This is a genomic window from Streptomyces sp. NPDC060028 (assembly GCF_042736725.1).
Taxonomy (GTDB): Bacteria; Actinomycetota; Actinomycetes; order Streptomycetales; family Streptomycetaceae; genus Streptomyces.
In genome coordinates this window covers 13194-20523 of sequence record NZ_JBHWVJ010000113.1, presented here as the reverse complement: position 1 = coordinate 20523, position 7330 = coordinate 13194, and the positions used below count along the sequence as shown (strand labels likewise).

Genomic DNA, 7330 nt, shown 5'->3' with positions numbered 1-7330 from the left:
GGGGGGGGGGGCGGGGGGGGGGGCCTCGCCGCCCCCCCCCGCCGGGGGGGGGCGCCGCCCCCCCGGCCGCTCCCCCCCGGCGGTTTTTCGCGGCGGGGGGGTGGGGGGGCGGCCCCCCGGCAACGGCGCCGCACCCGGCGCAGGCGGCGAGGGGCCCGCCCCTCAGGCCTCCGCGACCCCGCCGGGGCGTCAGCCGGGGGCCGCGGCGAGCAGGCGGCGGGCCAGGCGCGCCGCGGCGTCGGCGCGGGCCGGGTCCAGGTCAGGGGCGAAGCCCTCGGGGGCCGAACCGCGCGCCGAGCGGGCCGACCGGGCGCCGGGGCCGCGGCGGACCAGCTCGCCCAGGGTCCGCTTGACTCCGGGCTCGTACGCTCCGAACGTCCGCCGCAGCAGCGGCAGTACGTCGATGAACGCGCCCTCCGGCACCGACAGCAGCCACGCGTCGATCAGCCCGAGCAGCCGGTCGTCGTGCACCAGCAGGGTGCCGCCGCCCGCGCTGCCGCCCGCGAAGCCCTCGATCCAGCCCGCCGCGTCCGCCGGTGCGGACGCCGGGGACAGCGCGAGCCCCATCAGCCGGGCCGTCTCCTCGGGCGGCAGCCGCCCGTCGTCGAGCAGCAGCCGGGCCGCGCGGCCGCGGATCAGCCCGGGTATGCCGTCCCGGCCCGCCAGCGTGCGCAGTACGGCCGACCAGCGCCCCCGCAGCCCGGCACCACCATCGGCATCCGCACCGGCGAGCAGCCCCACCGCCCCGTGCACCCCGTCCACGTGCCCCCGCAGCTCCGCCGCCGCGTCGGCGTCCAGCCCGGCCGCGCAGGCCGACGGCAGGGCCACGCATATCCGCTCGGCGAGCCCGGCCGCGACCGTGCCCAGCGCGGCCGCGTCGGTGCCACGGACATCGCCGTACCGCAGTGAACGGGCCAGCGCCGGCAGGGCCTTGGCGAGCCGCGCCACATCGGTGTCCAGCGCGGCCCGGTCGGCGAGCGCCCGCAGTACGGCCGGCAGGGCCTGCGACAGCCCGGCGAGCAGGCACCGCTCCGCCAGCGCGGTGACCTCGCCCAGCTCCCCGGCGCCCGCCGCGTCCGCCTCGGCCTTGGCGGTGGCCGCCGCCAGGACGGTGGTCCCCCATATGCCGGCCTCGGCGACCCGCACCGCCAGCTCCGGCTCCCAGCGGAGCCGCCAGGTCTCGCGGAAGGTGCCGGTGCTGCCCCGGGAGGCCGTGGGTCTGCCCCAGCCGATGCCGAGCAGCCGCAGCCGGTGCAGCAGCAGCGACTTGGCCGCGTCCGCGTCCTTGCGCAGGTCGAGCTCCAGCTCCCGGTCCTGCGCCTCGGCCTTGAGCCGCAGTGAGCGCTGCTGCCGCGTCAGGTCGCGCTGGAGCGGTACGACGGGCGCGCCGTCGGGGATCTCGCCGAGCACGTCCCCCACGACGAGCCGGTCCTCGATCAGCGCGAGCGGTATGTCGGAGCCGTCGCACATCACCGCCCGCACCGCCTCCAGGGTTTCCGTCAGCCCCGGCAGCGGCCGCCCCCGCATCGCGGCCAGGGTGTCGGCGAGCCGGACCGCCTCGATGACGTGGGCCGGGGACACCTGCCGGTCCTCGTCCCGCAGCAGGCCGGCGACCTTGGTCAGCCACCGCTCGACGGGCCGGTCCCGGGCGGCGAAGAGGTGCGCGTACCAGCCGGGCGAGGTGATGCCCGCCCCGTACCCGCCGGCGCGGGCGAGGCGCCGGTGGGTCCAGGGCACCCAGGCGGTCTCCACCTTCACCTTGGGCAGGCCGCCCAGCAGCGCCTTGTCCGCGGCCGCGGTGGTCTTGGCGCGCAGTGCGGGGACGTGCCAGGCCCCGCACACCACGGCGTAGTCCTCGCCGAACTCCCGTCCGGCGGCCCGCATCCGCCGACGCATGTGGGCCTCGCGCACCAGGTCCCGGCGGTGGCCGCCGTCCCCGTACGCCTCGCGCAGGGCGCCCATGGCCTCGCCGAGCGCCTCGAACGCGCCGAGCGGGCCGCCGGGCCCGGCGGCCCCCCGGTGCTCGACGACGTCCTCCCACCAGCGCTCGGGGTCGTCGTACCCGGCGGTCTCGGCCAGTACCGCGAGCGGGTCGACCCGTACGGAATCCGGCTCGCCCCCGTCCCCCGGCTCCCACCCGGCGGCCAGCGAATGCGCCGCCGGGAGGTCGATGAACCGGACCGGTACGTCCTGTCGTTGCGCCCACCGGATGGCGACCCACTCCGGGGAGAAGTCGGCCAGCGGCCAGAACGCGGCCCGGCCGGGGTCGTCGGCGGCGTGCGCGAGCAGGGCGACGGGCGGCCGCATCCCGGGGTCGGCGGCCAGCGGCAGCAGGGCGTCCCCCTCGGGCGGCCCCTCGATCAGTACGGCCCGCGGCCGCGCCGCGTCGAGGGCGGCCCGCACCGCGCGGGCGGAGCCGGGCCCGTGGTGGCGTACGCCCAGCAGCAGCGGCCCCTGCCCCGGCGCGGCCGCGGGAGCCTGTGGGCTCATACCGTCACCTCCCGGCAGGCACGGTAGAAGTCCTTCCAGCCGTCGCGCTCGCGGACCACTGCCTCGAGGTACTCCTGCCAGACCACCTTGTCGGCGGCCGGGTCGCGCACGACGGCCCCGAGGATCCCGGCGGCCACGTCGGAGGGGCGCAGGACGCCGTCCCCGAAGTGGGCCGCCAGGGCGAGGCCGCCCGTGACGACCGATATGGCCTCGGCGGTGGACAGGGTGCCGCTGGGCGACTTGACCTTCGTACGGCCGTCGTCGGTGACTCCGTCGCGCAGCTCGCGGAAGACGGTGACGACGCGGCGGATCTCCTCCAGGCCCTCGGGCGCGGCCGGCAGGTCGAGGGCGCGGCCCATCTCGTCGACGCGGCGGGCGACGATCTCGACCTCGGCGTCGGCGGTGGCGGGCAGCGGCAGCACGACGGTGTTGAAACGGCGGCGCAGGGCGCTGGAGAGCTCGTTGACCCCGCGGTCGCGGTCATTGGCGGTGGCGATGAGGTTGAACCCGCGCACGGCCTGCACCTCCTGGCCGAGCTCCGGTATCGGGAGCGTCTTCTCGGACAGGACGGTGATGAGGGTGTCCTGTACGTCGGCGGGGATGCGGGTGAGCTCCTCGACGCGGGCCGTCATGCCGTCGGCCATGGCCCGCATGACAGGGCTCGGTACGAGCGCTTCGCGGCTGGGGCCGTGGGCGAGGAGGCGCGCGTAGTTCCAGCCGTACCGGATGGCCTCCTCGGGGGTGCCGGCGGTGCCCTGGACGAGGAGGGTGGAGTCCCCGCTGACGGCGGCGGCGAGGTGCTCGGAGACCCAGGTCTTCGCGGTGCCGGGGACACCGAGCAGCAGCAGCGCCCGGTCGGTGGCGAGCGTGGTGACGGCGACCTCGACGATGCGGCGCGGGCCGACGTACTTGGGCGTGATGACCGTGCCGTCGTCGAGGACGCCGCCGAGCAGGTACGTCGCGACGGCCCACGGGGAGAGCTTCCAGCGGGCCGGGCGGGGCCGGTCGTCGGCGGCCGCCAGGGCTTTCAGTTCGTGCGCGAAGGCGTCCTCGGCGTGCGGTCGCAGTGCCTCGCCGCCGGTGCCGTTCCCGGTCGTGGTCATGGTCCCCCTCCAATGCTCGGCAGCCGCTTCCGACTGCTGTGACCACGGTGCACCACGCCACTGACAACGCCCCCCGGTGCAGCCGTTGTTGCAGGTCAGAGCGATTGTCAGTGGGGGTCTCTACGGTGGTTCACATGACTGAGCAGGGGGTCCGCTGGACGGCGGAACAAGTACTGGCTCTGGCTCCTGACGACGCATCACGCAAGGCGGGAGGCAGACTGGGCGGGGCGGGTCCGTGGTCGCAGACCGGAGGTTCCGCTTCCGGTGCGGTGTGGGGCTTGTGCAAAGGCAGCGGCAGTACGCCGTACCGGACGGTCGTGGACCTCGCGGGTCCGGCGTACAAGTGCTCCTGCCCGAGCCGGAAGTTCCCGTGCAAGCACGCGCTGGGGCTGCTGCTGCTCTGGGCCGCGGAGGGGCTGGGCGAGCCCGCCGAGGCGCCCGACTGGGCCGGCGAGTGGCTGGCGGAGCGGGCGGCGAAAGCCGCGCGTCCCGCTGCCGCGGCGGCCGGGCCGGCCGATCCGGAGGCTGCCCGCCGCCGGGCCGAGCGGCGGGCGGCGCGGATCGGCGCGGGCGTCACCGAGCTGGAGCAGCGGCTCGCCGATCTGCTGCGCGGCGGCCTCGCCGGGCAGGAGCAGGCGGGGTACGCGGCCTGGGAGGAGACCGCCGCGCGGATGGTCGACGCCCAGGCTCCCGGACTGGCCGCGCGGGCACGGGAGTTGGGGACGATACCCAGTTGCGGCCCGGGCTGGCCCGCCCGGATGCTGGAGGAGGCGGCGCTGCTGCACCTGCTGGACCGGGCCTGGCTGGGGGTTTCGGACCTTCCGGAGCCGTTGGCCGCCACGGTCCGCGGCCGGGTGGGGCTGCCGTCGTCGGCGGAGGGGGAGGAGGAAGTCGTACGGGACCGCTGGCTCGTGCTGGCCCAGTACGACACGGCTTCGCCCGACGGACGGCTCACCACCCGCCGGATATGGCTGCACGGGCTGGCGAGCGGGCGGCCGGCCCTGGTGCTGGACTTCGGCCCGCCCGGGCGGCCTCCGGGGCTCGCCCTGCCCGTCGGACTGGTACTGGAAGCGGAAGCCCGTTTCCGGCCCGGCTCGGCGGGGCTGCGGGCGGACCTCGGGGAGCGGTTCGCGGCGGCCGAACCGTGCGGGGCGGCGCCCGTGGGGGTGAGTACCGGCGCGGCGCTCGATGCGTACGGGGCGGGGCTGGCCCTGGACCCGTGGCTGGAGTCCTGGCCGGTGGTGCTCGGCCCGGTGGTGCCGATACCGGGCCCCCCGGGGGACGCCGGCTGGCAAGTGGCGGACGCGGAGGGGACGTCCGCCCTGCCGGTGGCGATCAGCGGGTCCGCGGGCCGGTCCCGCGCGGGCCTGTGGCAGCTGGCCGCGCTGTCGGGGGGTGACCCGGTGACGGTGTTCGGCGAGTGCGGACACCGCGGCTTCACCCCGCTCACGGCCTGGCAGGCGGGCTCCTCGGAGCCGGTGGCGCTGGTCTGAGCGGGGCTTGGGGGAAGCGACGGCGCGGGGGCGCCGGCGTGACGATTCGAAACGAGTGAGCCGGGGGGCTGCTGTGGACGACAACCACGCGAGTTGAGACACGAGTTACGGGGAGAGGACTGCTCCGGTCCCGCGGAGGGGGCGGGACCGGAGCTGGGGCACAGAGGAGGGCGGGACCAGATGAGCACGGACACGTACAGGGACACGCACACGCATACGGACACGGACCCGGACCCGGACCCGGACCCGGACCCGGACACGATTCACGGGGTCTGGGAGGAGCTGGTCGGCGCCGCGTTGCTGGGGACCGAGCGGCGCCAGGGCAGTCCGGAGGCGCTGCTGGACGCGGCGGCCGTGCTGACCGTGAGGCGCCGGGCCGGACTGCGGCCCGGCGAGGCGGGCCCGCGGCCGGACCCCGCGCCCCGGGATCCGCGGCCGGCACCGCCGGAGGCGGCCCGGCGCCGGCTCGCGCAGTTGCTGGCCGGGCGCACCGCCACGGGCAGCGGCGGCGGGCGGCGCGGGGCCGCCCCGGACCTGACCGAGCTGCTGCCGCAGTGGTTGGCCGCGGCCGGCCGGCACGGCTACCGGGCACCGGCCGCGCTGGTGCCGGCGCTGCTGGACACCGCGCGGGCCCGTACGGACCTGCGGCCGCAGGCGCTGGCCCTGGCCGGGGTGCGCGGGCTGTGGCTGGCCCGGCTCAATCCGGACTGGCGGTTCGCGCTGCGCGGCGGGGCGGGCGGCGCGGGGGAACTGCCCGCCGCGACCGATGCGGCCGGGGTGGAACTGCTGTGGCAGGAGGGGCTGTTCGCGGAGCGGGTGGCGCTGCTGGGCGCGGTACGGGCCCATGAGGCGGCGGCCGCGGTGCGGCTGCTGGAGACCACCTGGGCCACCGAGCGGGCCGAGGACCGGCTGATGTTCCTCGACTCGCTGCGGGTGGGGCTGTCGGAGGGGGACGAGCCGTTCCTGGAGGCGGCGCTGGGCGACCGCAGCCGCAATGTCCGGGCCACGGCCGCCGAGCTGCTGTCCGCGCTGCCGCGGTCGGCGCTGGCCGGGCGGATGGCGGAGCGGGCGCTGGCCTGTGTGGGGCCCGAGGGGGTGATCCCGCCGGCCGAGTGCGACGGGGGGATGCTGCGCGACGGCGTGGTGAAGCGGCCGCCCGCCGGGCGCGGGGAGCGGGCCTGGTGGCTGGGCCAGCTCGTGGAGGCGGCGCCGCTGTCCTGCTGGCGGGAGCGGTTCGGGGGGCTCGGCCCGGCGGAGATCGTGGCGTTGCCGGTGGCCGAGGGCTGGGCCGAGGAGTTGCATGCGGCGTGGTGCCGGGCGGCGGTGCGGCAGCGGGATCCGCTGTGGTCGCACGCGTTGCTGGGCTCGGCGTCCGCACCGCCCGCGGCGGGCCCGGCGACGGCCTCGCTGGCGGAGCGGGCGAAGCTGCTGTCGATCCTGCCCGAGGGGGAACGGGCGGAGTGGGTCGCGGAGTTCATACGGGCCCACGGGCTGTCGGAGGCGTTCCAGTTGCTCGGGGCGTGCCTGGTGCCGTGGGCGGGGGCCCTGGGCGAAGCCGTGGTGGACGCGCTGGACCGCGCCCGCGAGGCGGGCAGCTACCCGTGGAGCTTCAGCGGGGTGATGGGCCTGGCGGAACGCTGCCTGGACCCCGCGGCGGCGGACCGCCTGGACTCCCTGACGACCACCCCGCAGAACCCCCTGGACCCCACGGACCCCTCCCCCGGCGCGGTGGCCTACTGGACGGAAGCCTTCCAACGCCTCACCGCCACCCTCCGCCTCAGAGCCACGATGCTCACGGAACTCACCCCACCCTGACGACCAAGCCGGGGCGAAGCCGCACCAGGGAGCCGGGCTTGCCCCCGGCCGGGGCAGGCCCTTAAGGGGCAGGGCCGGGCCGAGGGCAATGCCGGGCCCGAGCCGCGACCGGGCCACGGCGGAGCGGGGGCCGAGCCGGGACCGGGCCACGGCGGAGCGGGGGCTGGGGCCAGCCGAGCCCAGGCCTAGGGCGAGCCATGCCCCAGGGCCTGGGCCGAGGCCGCGCCCGACCGGGTCCGGCCGAGCCCGGGCCTAAGGCGAGGCTGGCCCCGCGGCCTGGGCCTAGGCCAAGCCGGGGCCAGGCCACGGCGGAGCGGGGGCTGCGGTCGGTGGGGCCCGGGCCTAAGGCGAGCCAGGCCCCCAAGGGCCTGGGCCAAGGCCGAGCCCGACCGAGCCTGGCCGAGCCGGGCCTAAGGCGAGGCTGGCCCC

4 protein-coding genes are annotated in these 7330 nt (G+C 77.5%); 2 read left to right on the top strand and 2 right to left on the bottom strand.

Annotation, left to right across the window (positions count from 1 at the left end; genetic code table 11):
• Window positions 1-189 precede the first annotated feature (189 nt).
• Window positions 190-2490 carry a DUF5682 family protein gene (locus tag ACFWBF_RS33930; protein WP_385608533.1) on the bottom strand — a complete coding sequence of 767 codons (2301 nt, stop codon included), beginning with the start codon at window positions 2488-2490 and terminating at the stop codon, window positions 190-192.
• On the bottom strand, window positions 2487-3593 hold the full coding sequence (locus ACFWBF_RS33925) for an AAA family ATPase (protein WP_385608532.1): 1107 nt from the start codon (window positions 3591-3593) through the stop codon (window positions 2487-2489). Before ACFWBF_RS33925 ends, ACFWBF_RS33930 begins: the two co-directional genes overlap by 4 nt.
• 134 nt (window positions 3594-3727) lie before the next feature.
• Between ACFWBF_RS33925 and ACFWBF_RS33920 the strand changes: the two genes are divergently transcribed.
• Both ACFWBF_RS33920 and ACFWBF_RS33915 read left to right on the top strand, forming a co-directional pair.
• Complete coding sequence (locus tag ACFWBF_RS33920) at window positions 3728-5086, top strand: SWIM zinc finger family protein (RefSeq protein ID WP_385608530.1); 1359 nt, start codon at window positions 3728-3730, stop codon at window positions 5084-5086.
• Between the two features lie 180 nt (window positions 5087-5266).
• Window positions 5267-6901, top strand: coding sequence for a DUF5691 domain-containing protein (locus ACFWBF_RS33915; protein ID WP_385608528.1), 1635 nt, complete (start codon window positions 5267-5269; stop codon window positions 6899-6901).
• Window positions 6902-7330: the final 429 nt, after the last annotated feature.

Bases quoted from the DNA above. Each gene is read 5' to 3' on its own strand.
- ACFWBF_RS33915 (WP_385608528.1), top strand. From the start codon at position 5,267: ATGAGCACGGACACGTACAGGGACACGCACACGCATACGGACACGGAC.
- ACFWBF_RS33920 (WP_385608530.1), top strand. From the start codon at position 3,728: ATGACTGAGCAGGGGGTCCGCTGGACGGCGGAACAAGTACTGGCTCTG.
- ACFWBF_RS33925 (WP_385608532.1), bottom strand. From the start codon at position 3,593: ATGACCACGACCGGGAACGGCACCGGCGGCGAGGCACTGCGACCGCAC.
- ACFWBF_RS33930 (WP_385608533.1), bottom strand. From the start codon at position 2,490: ATGAGCCCACAGGCTCCCGCGGCCGCGCCGGGGCAGGGGCCGCTGCTG.